This is a genomic window from Streptomyces sp. JLYT201 (genome assembly GCF_059448825.1).
In genome coordinates this window covers 5558411-5579991 of the sequence record NZ_CM182551.1, presented here as the reverse complement: position 1 = coordinate 5579991, position 21581 = coordinate 5558411, and the positions used below count along the sequence as shown (strand labels likewise).

Below are 21581 nucleotides of genomic sequence, written 5' to 3'. Positions count from 1 at the left end.
GTCGAAGCCGCCCCCGAGAGGCCCCTCCACCTGCTCCCGCACGGGCCGGGACGCCTCTGACGTGGATGTACTGCGACCGTCCGCGATCGGTCGCATACTGACGGATACCTGGGCTCGGGGTCGCTGTCCGCCAACCATTCCGCAGCGGTTAGCGTCTACTCCGAAGGAGTTGACCCCGCCAGCCGAACGGATCGCCGCCCGTGGCCTCTGCCGAACTGTCTCCGCCGACACTCTCCCGAAGCCATCAGGGGAGTGACATGAGGGAGCCCTGGTACTGGCGCTACCGCTTGCCACTGATGATCACGCTGGGTCTACTGCCGCTCTACGCGCTGTGGTGGACGGTCTTCGCGACGGGCGGCGGCGACCTCGCGGCACAGCAGGCCTGGGCCGGCTTCGTCCGGCGCTACCCGGGCTCGGCGTACGGGCTCTTCTGGTACGGCGGGGTGCACACCGCCAACTACAGCGTGATCTCGCCGTACCTCATGGCGGCCTTCGGCGTGCGGACCGTGGCGATGGCCTCGGGCCTCGCCTCGACCTGGATGGCCGTCGCGCTCATCACCCGCGTCGGCATCCGCAGACCCCTGTGGCCCGCGATCATCGTCGGCTTCTCGCTGTGGTGCCAGGTGGTGTGCGGGCGCGCCACCTTCATGCTCGGTGTGGCCTTCGGCGTCGGGGCCGTCCTCGCCGCCACCGGCAAGACCGGCCGCGGCAGGCTCGCGGCCGCCGTGGCCTGCGCGGCGCTCGCGGCCATGGGCAGCCCGGTGGCGGGCCTGTTCATCGTCGTGGTGGGCGCCGCCTATCTGCTGTCGCGGGAGTGGGGCAAGGCGCTCGCCCTGATCCTGCCGCCGTTCGCCGTCGTCGGCCTCACGACCTGGCTGTTCCCCTTCGAGGGCGAGCAGCCGATGGCGTTCGTCCGGATCTTCCCGCCGGTCCTGCTCTGCCTGGTCGTCATCCTGGCCGCGCCGCCCGCCTGGCGGCTGCTGAAGCTCGGTGCCGCCGTGTACGCGGTCGGCGTCGTGCTGACCTGGATCATCCCCACGCCGATCGGCACGAACGTCGAGCGGCTCGCGGAGCTCGCGGCCCCGGCCATAGTGCTCGCCGCCGTCCTGAACCGCGACTTCCCGCGCGGACGGCTGCTCAAGCCCAACGGCAGGCCCGCCCTGCTCTGGCGGCACGCCCTGCTCATCTGCGCCGTCGCCCTGTCCCTCATCTGGGTGTCGATCAAGACGACCTCCGACATAGTGGCGTACACGAAGGTGCCCACCTGGGCCGTGGAGACCGACGGCGTCGTCAAGGAGCTCAAGCGGCTCGGTGCCGACCGCACCCGCGTCGAGGTCGTCCCGGCCCGCGACCACCGCGAGGCCGCCGTCCTGTCGCCGTACATCAACATGGCGCGCGGCTGGAACCGCCAGGCGGACGTCGAGCGCGGCCGTCTCTTCTACGAGGGCCGCCCGGTCTCCGAGGTGAAGGAGGGCGCCTTCTCCTCGGCCTCCTACCGCCAGTGGCTGAACCAGTGGGCCGTCGGCTTCGTGGTGCTCTACAAGGGCGACAGCGTGCCGGACGGCGCCGCCGAGCGCGAGCACAACCTCGTGACCAGCGGGCCCAGCTACCTCAAGGAGGTCTGGCACGACGACAACTGGCGGATCTACCGGGTCAAGGACCCGGTGCCGCTCGTCGACAAGCCCGGCACCCTGGTCGCCGCCGACGGCGCCAACATGACGGTCCGGATGTCGCGGCCCGGCTCCGTCATCGTCCGCGTCGCCTACTCGCCGTGGCTGTGGGCCGAGGGCGCCTGTCTGCGCAAGGACGGCGACTTCACGCGCCTGACCGTCACCAAGCCCGGCGAGGTGCGCATCGGCTCGAACTACAGCGGCCCCTCGGGCCCGCAGCCGCGCTGCGCGCCCGAGAACGAGAAGGACTGACCCGGAGCACGGCAAAGGGGTGGGGGCGAGCCTTCCGGCTCGCCCCCACCCCTTTCGCTCGCGCTCGCGCGCGCTCCGTCAGCCGATCCGCGTGAGCTTCGCGCCGAGGCCCGGCTCCGCGAGGTCCTTCCCCAGGGCCACCGGCACCTTGATGGCGCCGTTGGTGCCGTCGCCCACGGACAGGACGCCGACCTTCGTGCCCTTCTTCGCCGTGTGCGGGACCTTCTTGCCGCCGTCGGTGAGCTCCAGCTTCGCGGTCAGACCGGACCAGCCGACGGCCGTGACGTCCTTGGTGGTGATGACCGGCGTCTCGCCGCCGAGGCCGTCGTCGACGTGGCCGACGACCGTGCCCTTCTTCACCACGGTCTTCGCCGTGAGCGCGTCCTGGCCGCCGCTGATCAGGTCCTTCACGACGTTCGTGACCTGGTCGATGTTGGCGACGCCGGGCTTGCCGAACTGGGCCAGGGCCGCACCGATGATCACCTGGGTCTTGCCGCCGACCTTCTTCTCCGCGGCGAACAGGATGTTGCCGCCCGCGGCCGTGGTGGTGCCGGTCTTGATGCCGATGGCGACCGTCGGGACGAGGCCGAAGTAGTTCTTCTGCTCGTCGCCGTTGAGGTCCTCGTACTTGGGCTGGCGGGCGATCTCCTTGAACGTCGGGTTCTCCATCGCCACCCGGCCGAGCTTCACCAGGTCCTCGGCGGTCGACACGGTGGTCTTGTCGAGGCCGCTGGGGTCCGTGTAGTGGGTGTTCGTCATGCCGAGTTCCTTGGCCGTCTTGTTCATCTTGGCCACGAACTTCTTCTCGTCGCCGCCGCTGTCCCAGCGCGCGAGCATCCGCGCGACGTTGTTGGCGGACGGCAGCATGACGGCCTGGAGGGCCTCGTACTGCTTGATCTTCTGGCCCTCGGTCACCTTGACCACGGACTCGTTCTCCGGCTTGCCCTTCTCGTAGTGGCGCTGCGCCTGGGCGTCGACGGTGAGCGTCTTGCCCTCCGTCCCCTTCTTGATGGGGTGGTCGCGCAGGATCAGATACGTCGTCATCACCTTCGCGATGCTCGCGATCGGCACGGGCTTCGGCTTGCCCGAGGTGCCGAAGGTGCCGATGCCGTCGACGTCCATGGCCGCCTGACCGTCGGCGGGCCAAGGGATGGAGGGCTTGCCGCCGCCGAAGGAGAACGTGTCCTTGGCGGTCATGCGGAGCTTCGCGTCCGGCAGCGGACGCACGGCCTGTACGACTGCAAACACAATCGCCAGGAGCAGCACGAGCGGCGTCCAGATCTTGAACCGCCGTACGAGGGTGCGGGTCGGGGTCTCCGGGGGCGGCGGCGTGTTCGTCAGCTCGGCGAGCAGGTCGAGCGGCGGCTTGGGCGGCAGCGGCTGCTGGGTGGTCCGCTCCGCGGGCTCCGGCTTGGCCGCCTGCGGGGCCTGCGGGGCCTGCGCGGCGGCGGCCGGGGTCGCGGCGGAGGCGGCCGGGGCCTTGGGCGCGCCCTGCGGCGGGGCCTTCCGCTCGGGCGTGGCGCGGGGCTCGTCGAGCGGCTTCAGCGCGACGAACTTGCTGGTCCGCTCGGACTCGGACTCGGCCTTGGGCTTCTCGCCCTTGACGTCGCCGAGCTTGAGCATGGTGGTGGGCTGGTCGACACCGCCGGAGCCGGTACCGGGGCCGGTGGGCTTGACGGCCTTGAAGACGGCGGTGGCCTGGTCGACGGCCTTGGCGTCACCGGACTTGGCGTCGCCGGACTTGGCGCCTTCCGGCTTGGCGTCGCCGGGCTTGGCGCCTTCCGGCTTGGCGTCGCCGGGCTTGGCGCCTTCCGGCTTGGCGTCGCCGGACTTGGCGCCTTCCGGCTTGGCGTCGCCGGACTTGGCGTCGCCCGGTTCGGCAGCACCGGTCTTGTCGGCTTCGCCGGACTTGGCGGCGGCCGACTTGGCGTCGTCGGACTCGGTGCCTCGCGGGGCACGCGGGTCGGCGGCGGCCGCCTCGCCCTCGCCCGGCTTCGCCTCGCCGGACTTGCCCTCGCCTGCCTTGGCGTCGTCGGACTTGGCGTCCGCGTCGGCCTCCGGCTCGGCGTCCTCGGCGGCAGCGGCGTCCTCGGCCTCGTCCTTCTTCGCCCACGACGGCACGGTCTTGAACACCGCGGTCGCCTTGTCGGCGGGAGGCCCACCCGCGTCGGCACCGCCGTCGCCAGAGGTCTCGACCCGCGGCCGGCCGGTCCGGAACACGGCGGTGGCCGTGTCGGACTTCGGCGCGTCCGACGCGTCGCCAGAGGCCGCCTCGCTCTCGCCCGCGCCCTCGTCCGAGGCCTCGCCCCGCTGCCGGTCGGTCCGGAACACAGCCGTGGCCGTGTCGGACTTCGGCGCGTCCGGCGTGTCCGACGCGTCGCCAGAGGTCGTCGCCTCCGGCTCCGCCACGGCCTCGTCGGCACCCTGATCCGCGCCCTCGCCCGAGGCGCGGTCCGCGGTGTCGGCGGCGGTCCCGTCCGCGGTGTCCGCCGCCTCAGGGGAAACGTCACCTCCGGCCGGAGCAGCGCTCTCGCCCTCGCCGCCCTCGTCCTTCGCGTCCGCCGTGGCGACCCAGGCCGCCACCGCGTTCCGCAGGCGCGCGTCCCCGTTGGCCGCACCGGCCGAGGGGGACGTGGGGGGCGAGGCGGCCGCGTCGTCCTCAGAGGCGCCCCCGCCAGAAACCGTCTTCGAACTGTCGGGGTACTCGCCCGCCACCGATTCCTCCTCGTACTCGCCGTACTCGCCGTGCTTCGCCACACCGACCGAGGCCCGGACCCACTGTCCGAACCATGTACCAGTGTCCTGTGTGAGGGCTTAACCCCCGTGGTAGACGAGAACGACATACCTACTGGTTCCCGTACGTACCGCCCACGCGCTCTCGACAGACCAATGTGAGAGGGGTCACCCTGTCATTCATCCACGCGGGGAGGCATGGATGGGCAGGAGCCGCAGAACAATTCCGGAGGAGCTTCTGCTGCTCGCTTTGGACCCGGCCACGGGTACCACAGCGCAGCCGCAGTCGCTCGACCTCGGTCTGGCCGGAGCACAGCTAGTGGAGCTGGCGCTGGCCGGACGGATAGCCCCTGACGGGGATCGTATCGCCGTGGTGATGCCACGGCCGACGGGAGATCCGACTCTGGACTCCGCACTGGAACTGCTGCGCAGGCGCGGCAGCCCGGTTCGCGCGGTCCACTGGATCGGCGGGCCCCGCCTGGGGCTGCGCCAGACCTACCTTTCGCACCTGGAGCGGTGCGGCATGGTGCATGCCGTGGCGGGCCAGATGTGCGGAGTGCTGCCGACGACTCGCTACCAGGCGACGGACACGGCGATCAGCCGGGAGATCAGGTCCCGGCTGGACTCGGCGATCCGCACCGGCGTACCGCCGGACCCACGGACCGCGGCGCTCGCCGCGCTGGCCCACGCGGTCGGCCTCGGCAAGCACCTGTATCCGGGCAACGAGGGACGATCGTCCCGCTCCCGGCTGCGGGATCTGATCCGCCACGACCCCATGGGCGGCCTCGTGGCACACGCCGTGATGGACGTCCAGAACGGCGTGGCGGCGCAGCCCCGCCGCAGCCCCGCGACGGCGGGGCAGGGACAGCCGCAGGGCGCACGGCCGCCCGCACGGACGACGGCGAGGGCGGCGACGGAACCCGGCAGGGTGCCGATGCAGCCGCGCCGGGGTGCGGGAGCCATGGCCCGCGCGGTGGCCCACTGATCGAACGGCCACGCACGGGGAGCCGATCCCCGGGCAGCGCGGCCGCGGCACAGCACGAGCACGCACCGGCACCGGTACGGCCGCCGACACCGGCACCGGCACCGGATCCGGCACACCAGCACACCAGCACCACGAGCGCACCGGCCCGCACCGGCCGCGGCGCCCGGCACGGCCGCACACAGCAACCGGCAGCACCCGCGGCACGCACGTTCACCCGACGCGCGCACGCACGCGGCACCGCGTCACCCGCACCGTGTGACGCACCCCGCGCCTACGCACCGTGAGGCGCACCCGCACCCCCAGGGGCTCACCGCCCCCTGAGGTGCACACCGCACCGCGAGGTGCACACCGCACCCCCAGGTGCACACGCGCCCTGAGGTGCACACCGCACCGCAAGGCGCACCCCGCGCCGTGAGGCGCGCCGCACCACCGCAAGCTCCGCGCCGCAGTCCCCCGAGACCCGGTTCGGGAGCCGCCGGTCCGTGCGGGGCTCGGGCGCCGGCCACACCGGCGCCCGAGCCCCGCACGGCCGCAACCACCGCACGCGACACGCCCGTTGAGAAGCACACGCGACGCCGCGGGGCGTCGGCACCCCCACAGAGCCGCCGTATCTGCTGTTTCCCAGCGGCGAGTTGCCCCTTGGTGGCACTCTGCTCCACAGCAGACACGCAATGTAGAGGCATATTTGCCGGAGGTGCACTTCCCGTGGCGTCCAACGTCAATCCCACCGTCAGGCGTCGCCGGCTCGGCCAGGAGCTGAGGCGGCTCCGTGAGCTCAAGGGCATGACGGCGGAGGAGGTGGCGGAGCGTCTGCTTGTCTCGCAGTCGAAGATCAGCCGCCTGGAGAACGGCCGCCGCTCCATCAGCCAGCGCGACGTCCGCGATCTGTGCGGGGTGTACGAGGTGGAGGACCACCGCATCGTGGACTCGCTGATGCAGATGGCCAAGGACTCCCGCCAGCAGGGCTGGTGGCACTCCTTCGGCGACATCCCGTACAGCGTGTACATCGGTCTGGAGACCGACGCCGCGTCGCTGCGCGTCTACGACCCGCAGGTCGTCCCCGGTCTGCTCCAGACCAGGCCGTACGCGGAGGCACTGATCACCGGCGCGCTGCCGGAGACCACGCCGACGGACATCGAGAAACGGGTCCAGGTCCGCATGCGCCGCCAGGAGCGCATCGCCGCGCCGGAGAATCCGCTGCGCCTGTGGACCGTCCTCGACGAGTCCGCACTGCGCCGCGTCGTCGGCAACCGCGCGCTGATGCGCGAGCAGCTGGAGCACCTGGTCGAGCAGTCCCAGCTGCCGCACGTGACGGTGCAGGTGATCCCCTTCGAGATGGGCGCGCACCCCGGCCTGAATGGCCAGTACGCGATCCTGGAGTTCCCGGACGCGTCGGATTCCAGCGTCGTCTACATCGAGGGCGTCACCAGCGACCTGTATCTGGAAAAGGCCAATGACGTGCAGCAGTACAGCGTCATGTACGAGCATTTGCGGGCCCAGGCGCTCAATGTGGACCAGTCACGGCAGTTGATCGCCGACATCGCCAAGGACTACGCCCGCTGACCTCACGCCAATATTCGGAAGCAAGCCTTCCGGACATCCCAGGAGACCCTCCGGCCGCGAAGCCGCCGCACGGTACACCTTTGCCGCGTCGGGACGGAAGACCCCTCTGGAATATGCCATCCGGTTGAGTGAACGAACCATCCGCCACTCGATGTTGGCGAGTAGCGTCATTCACGCCAACAGAGCAACGGCGTTGGCGTATACCGCTCTCCCGCGGGATACCGCAATTCACCAACTGCGCACAACGGAGCAAACATGGCAATCCAGCAAGGCGCGTCGCCCTCGTGGACCAAGTCGTCCTACTCCACCGGGAACGGCGCGTGCGTCGAGGTCAAGTCCCCCGTTCTGCACGCGATCTCCGTGCGGGACTCCAAGGTCACGGGCGGCCCGGTCCTCGCCTTCCCGGCCGACTCGTGGAACGCCTTCGTGAGCGAGGTGCGGGAAGGGTCCCACGACCTCGGGTGATACGTGCCAGTGAAGGCAACCGCAGAGACAACCGCATAGCTCCACCCGCAGAGCCCTCTCGACTGGTCCGCCGTCCCGGCCGAGGGGGCTCGGCCTCGTCCCGGCGCGCCGGCGCAGCCGGTCGAGCGCTAGCGCAGCTGGTCGACGTAGCGGTCCGTGCCCGGCACCGTCGGGACGAACGGCGCGAGCAGCTCCACGCGGCCCAGGCCCGACGCGGCCACCTCCGGCTCGCGCGCCGCGAAGCGCTCCGCCCAGCACGCGCGCGGATCGCACTCCAGGAACCACAGCAGCGTGAGCCGGGTGTCCACGCCCTCGACCTGCTTCACGTACGTCATCCGGTCGCCCGGCAGCGGCGTCGGCCGGAAGATCGTGACCAGGGCGGCGGGCGAACCCCCGAGCGCCCGGGGCAGGTGCCGGGCGCGCAGCCACTCAAGGAGCTCCGCGCGCTCCCCGGGACCGGCGGCGTCGATCACCTCCAGGACGAGTCCCTGGTACGGGTGGTCGAGGGCGTGCAGATCGCGCGGCCCGGCGGCGCCGTCGCGGTAGACGGTCGCCTCGTGGTCCTGGAAGGCCGTGAAGACGTGCGTGCGGGCCTGGTGGACGCGGCCGTCGCGGTTGAGGCGCTTGTTGATGGCCACGGTCCACTGCATGTGCTCGGCGTAGCGCCCCTCGGTGATCCAGTACGTCGACAGGTAGCAGCCCGCCGTCACCGGCTGGGCGACCGCGGACTTCTCGGGCACGCGCAGGAGCTGGAGGTCCCGGGTCGCCACCCAGCGCCGGCCCGCGTACATCCAGGGCATCGCCATCGCGCCCGCGTAGTAGTGGTCGTCCTCGTACCAGCGGTTGTACGCGAACTCGTGTCCCGGGTGCGGCTCGACCATGGTGATCAGCGCGTGCCCCGGGCGCACGCCGTAGGGCCCGACCGCGGCGAGCGCGCCGTACGCCTCGCCGGGCGCCTTCGTGGACCGGGTGTCGTCGCCCATGCCTCTCCCCTTCTTCCGCGCGGACCCATACTCTGACGCCCCGTCAGACAGAAGGCCAGAGCCGGGAGGCCCGCATGCCGCTGCTCCAGGGAAAGACCGTGATCGTCTCCGGCGTCGGCGCGGGGCTCGGGCACGAGGTGGCCGCGGCCGTCGTGGCCGAGGGCGGCAACGCCGTGCTCGGCGCGCGCACGGAGGCGAACCTCGCCAAGGCCGCGGACCGGATCGACCCCGGGGGCGCCCGCACCGCGTACCGGACGACGGACATCACCGACGAGGCCCGGTGCGCGGCGCTCGCGGACCTCGCCGTCGAGCGGTTCGGCCGGGTCGACGCGCTGGTCCAGGTCGCCGCGCTCGACAGCCACTTCGGCGGCCTCCAGGACGCGGACTTCGCCACCTGGGCGGACGTCCTGGACGTGAATCTGCTCGGCTCGCTGCGCATGGCCCGCGCGTGCCTGCCCGCGCTGCGGGAGCGCGGCGGCTCGGTGGTCCTGATCGGCACGCAGTCGTCGGTGGCGGCCCCCTCGCAGGTGCGCCAGGCGGCGTACGCGGCGTCGAAGGGCGCGCTGACCTCGGCGATGTACTCCCTGGCGCGCGAGCTGGGCCCGCTGCGGATCCGGGTCAACACCGTGCAGCCCGGCTGGATGTGGGGCCCGCCGGTCCAGGCGTACGTGGCGCTGACCGCGCGGGCCGAGGGCGTGCCGGAGGACGAGGTGAAGCGGCGGCTCACCGCACGCATGGCGCTGCCCGACCTGGCCACGGACGGGGACGTGGCGCAGGCGTGCGTGTTCCTCGCCTCGGACCGGGCGCGGGCCATCACCGGGCAGTCACTCCTGGTGAACGCGGGGGAGCTGATGCGCTGAGGCACCCGCCCGCGCGCCGGGTCCCGGTCCGCCCCGACCGGCGCCCCCGGCCCGCCCAACCCTGCACCCCCGGCCCGCGGCCGGGGGTTTCCCCTTCCCCCTCATGGTCACGTATATGAATGAAGGTCGCCAACTCGAACGATTTTACTTCCTCTTGACCGTGCGGGCGGTTGTCCGTGCCGCGCGGCCGAACCGACGATGAGCGGGCCCTTCCCGGCCGTTCCCGCGCCGCACGGGTGAAGTCCCCACCAGATCAGCGGAGTTGACCGAGTTCACAAGGCGGACCCCGGGAGGGGGATATGAACGGTCTCGACTGGGCCGTGCTCATCGGCTACTTCGGCGTGATGGTCGCGATCGGCGTCTGGTCCCACCAGCGCGTGGACAACGTCAGCGACTTCTTCACCGCCGGCGGCAAGATGCCGTGGTGGCTGTCCGGCATCTCGCACCACATGTCCGGCTACAGCGCGGTGATGTTCACCGGCTACGCCGGAATCGCCTACACGTACGGCGTCACGTCCTTCGTCACCTGGTCCTTCCCCATCGCGCTCGGCATCGCGATCGGCGCCCGCCTCTTCGCGCCGCGCATCAACCGGCTGCGCTCGCGCCTGCACGTGGCGTCCCCCCTCGAGTACCTGAAGAACCGCTACAACCTGCCCACGCAGCAGGCGCTCGCCTGGTCCGGCATGCTCCTGAAGATCGTCGACGTGGGCGCCAAGTGGGCCGCGATCGCGACGCTCCTGTCCGTGTTCACCGGGGTCTCGCTGAACCAGGGCATCCTCATCACCGGCGCGGTCACCGCCGTGTACTGCACCATCGGCGGCCTGTGGGCGGACGCCCTGACCGAGCTGGGCCAGTTCGTCATCCAGCTGTTCGCCGGGGTCGCGATGTTCGTGGCCGTGGTCGTGAAGCTCGGTGACTACGGCGGCTTCTTCGGGGTGTGGGACCGCCCGGAGCTCGACGGCCACGCCAAGCCGCTGGTCGGCCCGTACGGCACGGTGTTCCTGCTCGCCTTCCTCTTCATCAAGCTCTTCGAGTACAACGGCGGCATGCTCAACCAGGCCCAGCGCTACATGGCCACGGCCAACGCCCGCGAGGCCGCGCGGTCCGCGAAGCTGTCCGCCGCGCTGTGGCTGGTGTGGCCGCTGGTCCTGTTCTTCCCCATGTGGATGTCGCCGCTCCTGGTCGACGCGAAGAAGCCCGACGGCTCGGACGCCTACGCCCTGATGACCGAACAGCTTCTGCCGCACGGCCTGTTGGGCCTGGTCATCGTCGGCTTCTTCTCCCACACCATGGCCATGTGCTCCTCCGACGCCAACGCCATCGCGGCCGTCTTCACCCGGGACGTGGCACCGGTCCTGTCCCGCAGGGCCCGGCAGTGGACGGACCGCGCGGGCCTCGTCGCGGCCCGCCTCACCACCGTCGTCTTCCTCGGCCTCTCCATGGCGGTGGCCACCCAGGTCAACTCCCCCACCTTCGACGACATCATCACCGTCGTCATCAAGTGGGTCGCCGGACTCATGGGCCCCATCGCCATCCCGATGATGCTCGGCCTGCTGCGCACCTTCCGCCGCTCGGGCCCCACGGCGGCGCTCACCAGCTGGGGCCTCGGCCTGCTCGCCTTCTGGCTGGTCAACTACCCCGTCAACTGGAACGTCGACGGGGGCGTGCCCCTCCAGTACCAGGTGTCCATACCGCTGGCGGTGTCGCTCGTCCTGTTCGTCGTCATCGGCTGGATCAAGCCGGAGGACACGCCGGAGCGGGACGCGCTGATCGAGCGCATCAACACGGACGACGACGGCTCCGCCGCCGCCCTTCCCCTGGCGGGGCAGGCTGAGGCCGCGCCTTCCAAGCCGGGTCCCTAGCGGGTGCCTCTTCGTCTGCGGGTCCGTCCTGGCTGGTCGCGCCCGCGCGGCGGAGCCGCAAATCAACAGGGCCCCGCGCCCCTTCGGGGGCGCCCCTCAAGCCCGAGCCCGCGGCCCTACGGGGGCGCCCTCGAAGCCGGGTCCCTAACGGCGGCGTGGTGGGATGGCTTCATGCCCAGCGCGAGGCGCGTTCTTATCGTTGCGTACGACGACACGCAGATACTCGATGTCGCCTGTCCCAGCGGGGCGTTGGACATCGCGAACCGGTACGGGGCCGAGCCGCCGTACGAGATCGAGCTCGGCACCGTCGGCCGCGCCCCGGCGCGCAGCAGCTCGGGCATCGCCCTCGGGGCCGGGCTGAGCCTGGAGGCGGTCGCCGGGCCGCTGGACACGCTGCTCGTGGCGGGCGGCGCCGGGTACGCGCGGGCGGCGGCCGACGCCCGCCTGGTCGCCCAGGTCCGGCGGCTCGCGCGCACGAGCCGCCGGATCGCCTCGGTGTGCACCGGCGCCTACGTCCTGGCCGCCGCCGGGCTCCTCGACCACCGCCGCGCCACCACCCACTGGGGCTACGGCGCCGAACTGGCCGCCCGGCACCCGGCGGTGGCCGTCGACACCGCCCCGCTGTACGTGCGCGACGGCAACGTCTACACCTCGGCGGGCGTCACCAGCGCGCTCGACCTCACCCTGTCCCTGATCGAGGACGACCACGGCCCGACCCTGGCCCGCACGGTCGCCCGCGAACTCGTCTCGTATCTGCACCGGCCCGCCGACCAGGCCCAGATCAGCATGTTCCTGGCCGCGCCGCCGCCGGGCGACCGCCTGGTCCGGGACCTGGCGGCCCACATCGCCGCGCACCTCACCGAGGACCTGTCGCCCGCCGCGCTCGCCGCCCGCGCGGGCGTGAGCACCCGGCATCTGACGCGCCTGTTCGGCACGCACCTCGGCACCACCCCGGCCCGCGCGGTGCGCGCCGCCCGCACCGAGGCCGCCGCGCACCTCGTGCGCTCCAGCGAACTGTCCCTTGCCGCCATCGCCCGCCGCTGCGGTTTCGGCTCCGCGCAGACGCTGCGCCAGGCCCTCCTCGACGCGTACGGCGTCAGCGGGGACACGATGCGCAAGATGCCGGACATGCCCCGCCCGCGGCGGGCACCCGGGCGGCAGACTCCCGGGGCATGACGCACCCCACCTCCCGCCGCACCCTGCTGCGCTCCACCGCGGCCACCGCCGCCCTCGCCACCGCCGGCCTTGCCGCCCGGCCCGCCGCCGCCCACGCCGACGCACCCCGCAAGCCCGGCGCCGACGGCCCGCGCATCGGCATCCTCCTCTACGACGGCTACAGCCTCCTCGACCCCGCAGGACCCGCCGAGGTGCTGTCGCGCGTGCCGGGCGCGCGCGTCACGATGGTCGCCGAGCGGCGCGGCCCGGTCCGCACCGACACCGGTGACGTGGCCGTCGTCGCCGAGCGCTCCCTCGCCGAGGCGGGCCGCCTCGACGTGCTCCTCGTCCCGGGCGCAGGCAACCGGGGCGTCGTCGCCGCGATGGAGAACCCGACCCTCCTGAAGTGGATCCGCGCCACGGACCGGCACACCCGCTTCACCACGTCCGTGTGCACCGGCTCCCTCGTGCTCGCCGCGGCCGGGCTCCTCGACGGCCGCCGCGCGACGACGTACTGGGCGTCGGCGGAGTACCTGGAGAAGACCTACGACGTCACGTACGTACCGGAACGCTTCGTGGAGTCGGGGAAGTTCATCACCTCGGCCGGGGTCTCGGCCGGGCTCGACATGGCCCTGCACCTCGCGGCGCGCCTCACCGACGCGGATACCGCTCGCGCGATCCAGCTGGCGGTCGAGTACGATCCGCGTCCGCCCTTCGACTCGGGCGACTGGCGTCGGGCCAGTGCGGAGTTGAAGGCCCGGGCCCTCAAACTCCTGGAGGACTCGCAGGTTTAGGCCGTCCTTTTGTCTGCGGATCTGACTCGGCTGGTCGCGCAGTTCCCCGCGCCCCTTTGGGGCTGCGCCCCCCTTCACGCCCTCGGATATCTCGCCAGCCAGCCCGGGGCCGCGCCCGCCGGGCTGTGCAGGGCCGGGCCCTGGGTCATCTCCATGGCGAAGTCGTCGGCGAGCTCCAGGACGGTGGCGCGGCCCTCCAGTTCGGTGAGCCAGGCGGGCGGCAGCGCGGTCTCGCCGTGCAGCGCGCCGAGCAGGGCCCCGCACAGCGCGCCCGCCGCCGTGGAGGACGCGCCGTGGTTGACGGCGAGCCGCAGGCCGTGGCGGACGTCCTCGCCGACCAAGGCGCAGTACACGGCGGCGGCGAGGACGCCCTCCGCCTCGCCCTCGCCGAGCAGCTCCTCGACGCGGGCCGCGTTCGGCATGCCCTGCCGTACGGCGCCGAGCGCGTGCCGCAGCCCGTCGGTGACGGCCTGGTGGCCCGGCCGCGCGGCGAGCAGGGACAGCGCGCGCTGCACGGCCCCGTCGAGGGACTCCCCCCGGGCGAGGCCGTGCACGAGCACGGCGTGCGCGCCCGCGGCGAGGTAGGCGTGGGGGTGCCCGTGGGTCTGCACGGCGCACTCCACGGCGAGCTGGAACACGAGCTGCGGCTCCCACCCCACGAGCAGCCCGAAGGGCGCGGACCTGACGGCGGCCTCCGGGCCGCGCTCGCCCGGGTTCTTGGGCACGTCGAGGGTGCCCATGCGCTCGTCGGCGAGCCCGGTGAGGCAGGCGCGGGCGGGCCCGCGCCGCGAGTACAGCCACTCCTCGCGGGCCAGCCAGCCGTCCTCCTTGCGCCGCTCGTCGGGCCCCCAGTCGCGCTGGGTCACGGCCCACCGCCGGTACGCCCGGTGCAGATCGGTCGGCGGGTGCCAGGCGCCCGTGTCGCGCCGCACCTGGGCGCGTATCAGACCGTCCACGGTGAACAGGGACAGCTGCGTGGCGGCGGTCACGGCGCCGCGTCTGCCGTGCGCGGGGGCGAGTTCGGTGAGGCCTTCGGCGCCGTGCGCGGCCCGGATCTCCGCCAGGTCCGCGCCGTCCACGGGCGCCCCGAGCGCGTCACCGACGGCGGCCGCGAGCAGCGTGCCGCGGACCCGGCTGCGGAAGTCCTGCTGCTCGGTGCGGCCCCACACCGAGGTGGCTGCTACGGCACTCACCGAACCTCCTTTCCCGTGCCTCGCCGTCCGACTCCGCAGCACTGTAATCGAACGGGAACGGTGGGTTCAGGGGGCAAGTGGTTTGTGCCGAAGGTGCGGTTTCCCTAGTTCCCGTCGGGAGTTGGGCGGTGTTCGACGTATTCGACGATCGTGCCGTCGGGGTGCCGGACGGTGAAGCCGGTGCCGGTCGGGACGCGGTGCGGCGGGTCCAGGACCTCCGTGCCCTCCTCCGCCGCGAGCCGGGCCAGATAGGTCTCGGCGGAGTCGATGATCAGCGTGCCGTCGGTGGCCCGGAACGGCGCGAGCGTCTCCTCGTCGCCCTCGACGAGCAGGAAGCTCCCGACGACGGCGAGCGCGAGCCGCTGCTGCGGATACGTGAACCACATGTCCCGCTCCACGCCGAGCAGCCGCTCGTAGAAGCCGGTGACGGACTCCAGGGTGCCCAGGGGCGTGTACACGCGGATGAGCGTGCGGGGTTCGGTGAACCCGGAGGAGTCGTTGACGCGGCGCCGGACGACGGGGGTGAGGTCGGTGTCGTTGCTCATGCGGCAAGCCTCGCCCGGGGAATGGACGCCAGCCAGGCGGGTGTTCATGGGGTGAGCGGAGGTAACACGATGACGGACCCGACGGCGGACCCCGACGCCGCACCCGGTGACGGCCCGGTGCGCCGATGACGGGCTCGATGCCAGACCCGGTGGCGGACCTGGTGACGGACCCGGTGCCAGCCCCGATGCCAGACCCGGTGGCGGACCCGATGCCAGACCCGGTGACAGACCCGATGCCGGACCCGGTGGCGCTCCGCCGCGAGCTGGGCGGCTTCCTGCGGGCGCACCGCGAGCGCGTGACCCCGGCGGACGTCGGGCTCCCCGGCACGCCCCGGCGCCGCACGTCCGGCCTGCGCCGGGAGGAGGTCGCGGCGCTCTCCGGCGTTTCGGTGGCCTGGTACACCTGGCTGGAGCAGGGCCGCGTCGACACCTCCCGGCAGGTCCTGGACGCGGTGGCGCGGACCCTGCGCCTGGACGCCGCGGCCCACCGCCACGCCCTCGCCCTGGCGGGGTACGCCGCCCCCGGCGCGGCGCCCGCCGCGCCGTCCGACCACCAGCGCCTGCTGGACGCCTTGGCCACGCCCGCGGCGCTCCTCGCCCCGTCCCTCGACCTGCGCGCCTGGAACGCGCCGTACGCCGCGCTCTGGCCCGACCCGGCCCGCGTGCCCGCCGACCGCCGCAACCTCCTGCTGCTCCTGGCCACCGACCCCGCCCACCAGCGCGTCCTGCCCGCCTGGGAGCCGCTGGCCACCGACCTCTACCGCCACTTCCGCACCCGCGCCGACCGCGAGCCCCCGGCGTCCCGCAGCCACGAGGTGACCGCCCTGCTGCGCGCCGAACGGCCCGAACTCGACGCCTGGTGGTCCTGCCGCTCGGTCGCCGACTTCGCTCCCCGCACCGTCACCCTCACCACTCCCGACGGCGGCCCGCGCCCGTACGAACTGACGCTGCTGCTCGCGCCGGAGCCGGGGGGCGGCGCGTTCCTGGTCCAGACACCGGTCGACGGGGCGCCTTCCGCGCCGGGCCGCCGACGCTACACGGACGGCTCCGCGTAGCGCGCCCGGAAGGCGTCGCGGGCCTCGGCCACCCGTGCCACGCGGGGCGCGAGCCGGGCCCGGTCGGCGCCGGGGGCGCGGAGCAGTTCCGTGAGGAGGGCGGCCAGTTCGGCGCGGTCCGCCCAGTTCGCGCGGGGCGCGTCGAGCGGGACGCAGCGGGCGAGGCGGGCGTCGAGCGCGGTCCAGTCGGCGAGCCCGGCGGCGACCACCGCGCCCAGGTACGCGGCCTCGGCGGGCCTGCGCCCGTCGGCCCGCAGCAGCCGGGCCGTGTCCTGCCAGGCCGGGCGGGCCGCGGCCGCTCCCTCGCCCCCGCTCACGGCGAGGGCGAGGGCCAGCGCGCCGAGCGTCTCGTCGTGGGCGCGCAGGGCCGAGGCCGCCGCGCGCGCCTGCGGCCAGCGCCCCAGGAGGCGGTACGCCTGGGCCAGCGCGTCGGCGCCGAAGGCGACCCGGGCGACGCCGCGCCCGCCCTCGGCGGTGAGTCCGACGAGTGCCAGGTCGGGGCGCCCGTTCATGAGGTCGAGCGCCGCTCTCATGCAGCACGCCCAGTCCGTGGGCCCGTCCGGGGCCGTGAGCCGGGCGAGGTCCTCCTGGGCCCGGTCGAGCCGGCCGACGCACACCCGGATGACGCACCTGGTCTCACGGAACGAGGAGCCGTCCTCGTCGGTCGCCACCGCGCGGTCCAGGTCCTCCAGCGCCCGCTCGTGGAGCCCCAGCTCGGAGTGGACCCGGCCGCGCAGGGCCAGCGCGTGTCCGTAGCCCGGGTCCTCGCCGACAGCCCGGTCCAGGTCCGCGAGGGCGTCCTCGTGCCGGTGCAGGGCGACGAGGACCCGGGCCCGGCAGTACCGCACCCACGGCGAGTCGGGCCACAGCTCGACCGCCCGGTCGGCGTCGGCGAGGGCCCCCGCGTGGTCGCCGAGGCGACGGCGGGCGCGGGAGCGCTGGGCGAGCGCCCATGCGCGGTCCGGGGCGAGTTCGAGGGCCCGGTCCAGGTCCACGAGGGCCTTGCGCGGCCGGTCGAGGCCGAGGAACGTGACGCCGCGGCCCGCGTGGGCGGACGCGTAGCCGGGCTCGATCCCGAGCGCGCGGCCGTAGTCCACGAGCGCTTCCTCGTAGCGGCGCCCGAGGCGCAGCACGTCGCCCCGCACGCACCACACCCACGCCCACTCGCCGGAGTCGTCGACGGCCCGGTCCAGGTCCGCGAGGGCGCACTCGGACCGGCCGAGGCTCATGTGGAGCCGCGCGCGCTTCACCCGCGCCCAGGCGTACTCCGGCTTCAGCTCCAGGGCCCGGCCGAAGTCGCGGAGCGCCTCGTCGTGGCGGCCGAGGCTGTGCAGGGCGGCGCCCCGTGACGCCCAGGCGTACTCCTGCTCGGGGGCCAGCCCGATCGCCCGGCCGAGGTCGTCGACGGCCTTCTCGTAGTGCCCGAGGACCCGTTGGAACTCGCCCCGCATGCGGAGGGTCACGATCTGGTCCGGCACGAGCGCGTCGGCCCGGTCCAGGTCCGCGAGCCCGGCGGCGTAGTCGCCCCGCTTGCCGTGGGTGCTGGCTCTGCCGCGGTAGGCGCGCATCAGGTCCGGGTCGAGCGCGACGGCCCGGTCGTAGTCGGCCAGCGAGTCCTCGTAGGCACCGCTCTGGCGCCGGAAGCGGCCCCGCGCCGCGTGCGCGAGGGCCCGGCGCCGGGGGTCGAGCCCGGCCCGGTCGAGCAGCAGCCCCAGCGGCACGGTCAGGTCGTCGTGGGCGAGCGCCGCCAGCAGGTCGCGCCCCCACTCCTCGGCCGCCCGGCCGGTGGAGTCCCCGCCCGCGTCGGCCAGGACCCGCGCCCACTGCCGGGCGACGGACTCCCCCTGGTTGCAGGCGCTGACGACATCGCCCAGGACGTCCGGCAGCGCCGCCCGCTCGCCCGCGCACAGCAGGTGGTACGACTCCGCGAGCCGCAGCTCCCGCCACCGCCCGTCGGCCCATGCCTCGTCGGCGCCGAGTGAGGCCTCGGTCTCGGCCCGCCACGCCCCGAACGTCTCCGCGAGCCTCCCGTGCCGCTCGGCCCAGCCCCGCGGCGACCGCTGCCGCTGCAGCCGCAGCATCGGGTCGCGCACCACGTCGTGGTAGCCGAGCCGGTCCCCGCGGTCGCTGACGAACGGCAGCTTCCGCAGCCACGCGAACAGGCCCGGCACCTCCTCGTCCGCGCACAGGCCGTCCACCGCCGCCCGGAACACGTCCTCGTCCAGGCCGCGCGGCAGCGCGCACGCCAGGGCCACCGCGCGCCGCACCGGGTCCGGTTCCCACTTCAGGAAGCGCTCCACGGCCGTGGCGCACGGGTCACCGACGCCGTCCGGACCGGTGGGGCGGCTCTCCGCGAGCGTCGACACCAGGACGGGCAGGCCGCCGGAGAGGCGGAGCACCTCCTCGACGACCGGTTCGGCGGTGACGCCCTTGCCCGCCAGGAGTCCGCGCGCCTCCAGGTCCGTGAACGGCTCCAGCGGGACGTCCGCCATGAAGTCGAGGTATCCGTCCCACCGCGCCGCGTCGAAGGCCTGCTGCCCTGCGGTCACCACGACGAGGTGGGCGGGCAGCGCCCCGTACCGGTCCGTCGTCATCAGGTCGCACAGCCAGCCGTCGAGGAACGGCCCGGTCCGTTCGTACGTGTCGAAGAACAGGACGACCCACGGATACGCGCGCGCGGCCTCGACCAGTTCGCCGAGGAACACCGGGGTCAGGACCCGCTCGGGGGACAGGACCAGCTGGACGTCCTCCTGATTGCGGAACCGGGCGCTCAGGCCCGCCCGCAGCCGGTCGGCGCCCTGCGCCAGCTGCGCGGGCTCGATGGCGCCCGCGAACGCGCCGACGCCGGGCAGCAGGCCGAGCCCCGCGAGGCCCGCGCGGGCCGCCGTCATGCTGCCCGCCGACGGGGGCGGGACGGTGCCCGGGTCCTGGCCGGGGTCGGCCGTCGCCGCGAGGCTCGCCATCTCGGCCTCGTGCCGCCGTTCCCGGTGGGTGGCGAGCATCCGGTCGAGCTCCTTGCACCTGCGGCCCCGCCGGGCGAACTCGGCGCTGACCGCGGCCATCGCGTCCGGCACGCTGTCGACCACCTCGTCCACGTAGGCGGTCAGCGCGCCCTGCTGCCGGGCCACTTGCTCCAGCTCGCGGACCAGCGACGTCTTGCCGACGCCCGCGTTGCCGTGCACGTGGAAGAGGAAGCGGTGCCGCTCGTCGGTCACCGGCACGTCGAAGTTGTCGCGGAACGCGGCGAGTTCGCTCCGGCGCCCCACGAAACCCGACCGCCTGCGCCTGCGGATCAACTCCTGCATCGACGGCTCGCTCATCACCCTCCCCTGCCCCGCACCCCCTGGCGCTCCAGTGTCCCCCAGGACTCCCCGAAGCGCTGGGGATCACGCCCCCGGGCCGATCTGGCGGCCCGGGGCCCTCACCCCGCGTGGGTGTTGAGGAAGGAGTGGTGGAGCGTGTACCGCTTGGCGGTGCGGGCGGCGGGGCGGACGGCTGCTTCGAAGGAGGCGGCGTCGGACCACTCCTCGATCACGAAGGGCTCCTCGCCGTTCTTCGTGAGGTGGATGTGCGCGGCGAGGAGGCCCGGTGCCGTGTCCGGCGTCGTCCGGGTCAGCGCGAGGGCGCCGGGCGGGCGGCCCCCGTCGTCGTGCACCACGCTGCGGTGGAGGCGGGTCCGGTGGAGCCCGGGGCGCTCGATGCCCGGCACGAGCGTGTCGACCCGGCTCACGAGCGCGCCGCGCCGGGCGCGGGCCCACGTCAGGTGCTCCTCGTCGCTGGTCCACTGGGCGTAGAAGAGCAGGCCCGTCCCGTCCGTCGCCCGGAACACGTGCTGGGAGAGCAGCGCGGGCGGCCACTCCCCCGCCGCCCACTCCTCGGTCACGGCGTCGGCTGCGGCACGCGTCCGCTCGGAAGTGCCGGTGATCCATTGGCTGATCAGGGCCGTTCCGGCGGCGGGGTGCACGAGGTCGCGGAAGTACGTCATGCCGGACGACTCTCGTACGTCAAGCGCGCTTGAGGTCAAGCGGCGGCGTACGGGCGGCAGTCCCGGCACCGGCCGGGGCGGGCCGCCCGGAAGGCGCGGTCGCAGCCGTCGCACGTCTGGAGCGGATCGGGCGGCGGGACCGGGCGCCGGTCGGGCAGCGGTGGTGGCAGCAGGGCGGTGAGCCGGTGGGCCAGGAGGGCGGCCGGGTGCCGGATCGCCCCCTCCGGCAGGCCGTCCGTCAGCGCCCCCCGTACGACGTCCGGCGGCACGCCCCGCGCCAGCCACGCGGTGACCCCGGGCGCCAGGCGTCGTACGTCGCGCTCGGTGAGCAGCAGGCGGGGGTCGCTCGCGCGCAGCCCGAGCAGCAGGTCGGCCGGGGCGCCGACGGGCGCCGGGCGCGGGGGCGGGTCCGGCTCGCGCGGGGCCTCGGCTTCGGCCTCGGCGGGCGGGGCCGTCGGTGTCATCGGCTTGTTGTACGACACCGTCCGCGTCACGATCCGCCCGGACGGCAGCCGCTCCTTGACCCGGGCCAGATACCCGTGCGCCTCCAACTCCCGTAACGCCGCGGCGATCCGCATCTCGCCCTCGGGGAACCGCTGCGCCAGCGCCTTGATCCCGACCCTGGCACCGGCGGGCAGCGACTGGATGTGGGTCGCCAGGCCGATCGCCGTCAATGACAGATCTTGATGCTGTGCGAGATGGTTTCCGACCACGGTGAAGCGTTCGCGGTGCGGTCCGGTTACGTGGCGGAGTCCGGAGCCGGAACGTCCGGACGCCGGGCGCGACGGCGCGCTAGGCTGCTGAGTAGTCATCGGGAAGCTGGAGCCTTCCTCGGTGAACAGGCCCTCGCAGTGGGATGCCAGTCCCGGCGAGGGCCGTTTCATGTCTGCGGTTGTTGGCGCCGACGCTGCACCATCGACTGCCCTGCGCGCCAGCCGAGTTGGCGATGTTCACCCTTGAGGGTGAGCTGCGGGGGCGGTGGGGCGTGGGGGTACTTCCCCGGCTTCTTTCTCCTTTGCGTCGGGCCCGGCCGGGTCACGGATCCGCGCGATCCGGCGCGACCTCCGCCCACACCGTCTTGCAGCCGGCGGGCGCCTCCACCACCCCCCAACGGTCCGCGTACCCACCGATGATCAGCAGCCCCCGCCCCGACTCCGCCCAGCCCCCCGGTTCCGGGTCGTGGATACGCGGGACCCGGTCGCCCCGGGCGTCGGTCACCTCGACGCGGAGCGTTCCGGCCGGGTCCAGGTGCAGCGCGAGCCGGAAGTTCCGGCCGGGCACGTGCCCGTGCAGCACCGCGTTCGCGGCGAGCTCGGCGACGACGTGGAGGGCGGCGCACGACGGCGCACCCCAGGCGTCAAGTTGACGCTCCGTGAGCGTACGCGCCTGCCGTGCGCCCTTGCGCGTCGCAGGCAGCAGCTTTGAGAACAGCCGTACAGGGACGGCGGCTTGGGTCACTTCACCATTCACATCACTCAGCG

17 protein-coding genes are annotated in these 21581 nt (G+C 73.5%); 9 read left to right on the top strand and 8 right to left on the bottom strand.

Features of this window, described 5'->3' with window-relative positions; all coding sequences use genetic code 11:
* Window positions 1-257: 257 nt before the first annotated feature.
* Window positions 258-1922, top strand: a complete 1665-nt coding sequence (locus AC5WAM_RS23375; protein WP_366791608.1) for a DUF8823 domain-containing protein — start codon at window positions 258-260, stop codon at window positions 1920-1922.
* Between the two features lie 78 nt (window positions 1923-2000).
* Here AC5WAM_RS23375 and AC5WAM_RS23370 read toward each other — a convergent pair whose 3' ends face one another.
* Window positions 2001-4679 (bottom strand): D-alanyl-D-alanine carboxypeptidase, encoded by a 2679-nt coding sequence (locus AC5WAM_RS23370; RefSeq protein WP_495518691.1) that lies wholly within the window; start codon window positions 4677-4679, stop codon window positions 2001-2003.
* 178 nt (window positions 4680-4857) lie between these two features.
* On the opposite strand from AC5WAM_RS23370, the gene AC5WAM_RS23365 reads away from it, so the two are divergent.
* The 3 genes from AC5WAM_RS23365 (at window position 4858) to AC5WAM_RS23355 (ending at window position 7668) form a co-directional block, all read left to right on the top strand.
* Window positions 4858-5640, top strand: coding sequence for a GOLPH3/VPS74 family protein (locus tag AC5WAM_RS23365; RefSeq protein ID WP_366791606.1), 783 nt, complete (start codon window positions 4858-4860; stop codon window positions 5638-5640).
* Window positions 5641-6345: 705 nt separating this feature from the next.
* Window positions 6346-7203, top strand: coding sequence for a helix-turn-helix domain-containing protein (locus AC5WAM_RS23360; RefSeq protein ID WP_242719125.1), 858 nt, complete (start codon window positions 6346-6348; stop codon window positions 7201-7203).
* Window positions 7204-7458: 255 nt separating this feature from the next.
* On the top strand, window positions 7459-7668 hold the full coding sequence (locus AC5WAM_RS23355) for a DUF397 domain-containing protein (RefSeq protein WP_138960271.1): 210 nt from the start codon (window positions 7459-7461) through the stop codon (window positions 7666-7668).
* Between the two features lie 128 nt (window positions 7669-7796).
* Here the strand turns inward: AC5WAM_RS23355 and AC5WAM_RS23350 are convergent, their stop codons facing one another.
* The gene (locus tag AC5WAM_RS23350) at window positions 7797-8651 is read right to left on the bottom strand and encodes a hypothetical protein (protein WP_495518690.1); all 855 of its coding nucleotides are present in this window, start codon (window positions 8649-8651) and stop codon (window positions 7797-7799) included.
* Window positions 8652-8725: 74 nt separating this feature from the next.
* Here AC5WAM_RS23350 and AC5WAM_RS23345 point away from each other — a divergent pair, with 74 nt between their 5' ends.
* From AC5WAM_RS23345 to AC5WAM_RS23330, 4 genes are all read left to right on the top strand, one after another.
* Complete coding sequence (locus AC5WAM_RS23345) at window positions 8726-9511, top strand: SDR family oxidoreductase (RefSeq protein WP_366791604.1); 786 nt, start codon at window positions 8726-8728, stop codon at window positions 9509-9511.
* Between the two features lie 299 nt (window positions 9512-9810).
* On the top strand, window positions 9811-11373 hold the full coding sequence (locus AC5WAM_RS23340; protein ID WP_366791603.1) for a sodium:solute symporter family protein: 1563 nt from the start codon (window positions 9811-9813) through the stop codon (window positions 11371-11373).
* Window positions 11374-11544: 171 nt separating this feature from the next.
* Window positions 11545-12549 (top strand): GlxA family transcriptional regulator, encoded by a 1005-nt coding sequence (locus tag AC5WAM_RS23335; RefSeq protein WP_495518689.1) that lies wholly within the window; start codon window positions 11545-11547, stop codon window positions 12547-12549.
* Window positions 12546-13322 carry a DJ-1/PfpI family protein gene (locus tag AC5WAM_RS23330; RefSeq protein ID WP_495518688.1) on the top strand — a complete coding sequence of 259 codons (777 nt, stop codon included), beginning with the start codon at window positions 12546-12548 and terminating at the stop codon, window positions 13320-13322. The genes AC5WAM_RS23335 and AC5WAM_RS23330 overlap by 4 nt, the downstream gene beginning before the upstream one ends.
* Before the next feature lie 74 nt (window positions 13323-13396).
* Here AC5WAM_RS23330 and AC5WAM_RS23325 read toward each other — a convergent pair whose 3' ends face one another.
* Entirely contained in the window at window positions 13397-14515 is a 1119-nt protein-coding gene (locus AC5WAM_RS23325; protein ID WP_495518687.1) for an ADP-ribosylglycohydrolase family protein, read from the bottom strand.
* 104 nt (window positions 14516-14619) lie between these two features.
* Entirely contained in the window at window positions 14620-15060 is a 441-nt protein-coding gene (locus tag AC5WAM_RS23320) for a VOC family protein (protein ID WP_495518686.1), read from the bottom strand.
* A gap of 221 nt (window positions 15061-15281) precedes the next feature.
* Here AC5WAM_RS23320 and AC5WAM_RS23315 point away from each other — a divergent pair, with 221 nt between their 5' ends.
* Entirely contained in the window at window positions 15282-16115 is an 834-nt protein-coding gene (locus AC5WAM_RS23315) for an MmyB family transcriptional regulator (RefSeq protein WP_495518685.1), read from the top strand.
* Here AC5WAM_RS23315 and AC5WAM_RS23310 read toward each other — a convergent pair.
* From AC5WAM_RS23310 to AC5WAM_RS23295, 4 genes are all read right to left on the bottom strand, one after another.
* Window positions 16094-19435: a tetratricopeptide repeat protein gene (locus tag AC5WAM_RS23310; RefSeq protein WP_495518684.1), complete on the bottom strand. Its 3342-nt coding sequence runs from the start codon at window positions 19433-19435 to the stop codon at window positions 16094-16096. The two genes, AC5WAM_RS23315 and AC5WAM_RS23310, sit on opposite strands and share 22 nt — an antisense overlap.
* 101 nt (window positions 19436-19536) lie before the next feature.
* The gene (locus AC5WAM_RS23305; protein WP_366791596.1) at window positions 19537-20100 is read right to left on the bottom strand and encodes a hypothetical protein; all 564 of its coding nucleotides are present in this window, start codon (window positions 20098-20100) and stop codon (window positions 19537-19539) included.
* A 35-nt stretch (window positions 20101-20135) separates the two neighbouring features.
* Window positions 20136-20912 carry a helix-turn-helix domain-containing protein gene (locus tag AC5WAM_RS23300; protein ID WP_495518683.1) on the bottom strand — a complete coding sequence of 259 codons (777 nt, stop codon included), beginning with the start codon at window positions 20910-20912 and terminating at the stop codon, window positions 20136-20138.
* A 223-nt stretch (window positions 20913-21135) separates the two neighbouring features.
* Entirely contained in the window at window positions 21136-21558 is a 423-nt protein-coding gene (locus AC5WAM_RS23295; RefSeq protein WP_495518682.1) for an ATP-binding protein, read from the bottom strand.
* Window positions 21559-21581 lie beyond the last annotated feature (23 nt).

Bases quoted from the DNA above. Each gene is read 5' to 3' on its own strand.
- AC5WAM_RS23335 (WP_495518689.1), top strand. From the start codon at position 11,545: ATGCCCAGCGCGAGGCGCGTTCTTATCGTTGCGTACGACGACACGCAG.
- AC5WAM_RS23330 (WP_495518688.1), top strand. From the start codon at position 12,546: ATGACGCACCCCACCTCCCGCCGCACCCTGCTGCGCTCCACCGCGGCC.
- AC5WAM_RS23365 (WP_366791606.1), top strand. From the start codon at position 4,858: ATGGGCAGGAGCCGCAGAACAATTCCGGAGGAGCTTCTGCTGCTCGCT.
- AC5WAM_RS23355 (WP_138960271.1), top strand. From the start codon at position 7,459: ATGGCAATCCAGCAAGGCGCGTCGCCCTCGTGGACCAAGTCGTCCTAC.
- AC5WAM_RS23345 (WP_366791604.1), top strand. From the start codon at position 8,726: ATGCCGCTGCTCCAGGGAAAGACCGTGATCGTCTCCGGCGTCGGCGCG.
- AC5WAM_RS23375 (WP_366791608.1), top strand. From the start codon at position 258: ATGAGGGAGCCCTGGTACTGGCGCTACCGCTTGCCACTGATGATCACG.
- AC5WAM_RS23320 (WP_495518686.1), bottom strand. From the start codon at position 15,060: ATGAGCAACGACACCGACCTCACCCCCGTCGTCCGGCGCCGCGTCAAC.
- AC5WAM_RS23305 (WP_366791596.1), bottom strand. From the start codon at position 20,100: ATGACGTACTTCCGCGACCTCGTGCACCCCGCCGCCGGAACGGCCCTG.
- AC5WAM_RS23340 (WP_366791603.1), top strand. From the start codon at position 9,811: ATGAACGGTCTCGACTGGGCCGTGCTCATCGGCTACTTCGGCGTGATG.
- AC5WAM_RS23350 (WP_495518690.1), bottom strand. From the start codon at position 8,651: ATGGGCGACGACACCCGGTCCACGAAGGCGCCCGGCGAGGCGTACGGC.
- AC5WAM_RS23310 (WP_495518684.1), bottom strand. From the start codon at position 19,435: ATGAGCGAGCCGTCGATGCAGGAGTTGATCCGCAGGCGCAGGCGGTCG.
- AC5WAM_RS23300 (WP_495518683.1), bottom strand. From the start codon at position 20,912: ATGACTACTCAGCAGCCTAGCGCGCCGTCGCGCCCGGCGTCCGGACGT.